This window comes from Corynebacterium sp. MSK195, assembly GCF_030228885.1.
GTDB lineage: Bacteria > Actinomycetota > Actinomycetes > Mycobacteriales > Mycobacteriaceae > Corynebacterium.
In genome coordinates this window covers 1-240 of record NZ_JASPGT010000073.1, presented here as the reverse complement: position 1 = coordinate 240, position 240 = coordinate 1, and the positions used below count along the sequence as shown (strand labels likewise).

Genomic DNA, 240 nt, shown 5'->3' with positions numbered 1-240 from the left:
GCCGCACAAGCACTCATCGACCTCATCCTCGAAGACACCCACACCAGTGTTGCCATCAACACGTTTACCACCAACCCTGACACCAACCTCGTCTTCCACCCCGGTGCCGGATGGATAAACCTCGACCATGCCCCCACAGACAACACCTTCATCCGCCGACTCTTTGAAGCGTCCTGGGTTTAGTTCCTACCTCAGCTAAGGAAGGATTGAACTATGCCTAGAAAGTATTCCGTCGAGTTC

At 53.8% G+C, this 240-nt stretch carries 1 pseudogene; it reads left to right on the top strand.

What is annotated here, in order from left to right:
* Positions 1-183: pseudogene (locus tag QP909_RS11855) on the top strand (HNH endonuclease signature motif containing protein); the annotation flags it as partial.
* Positions 184-240: the final 57 nt, after the last annotated feature.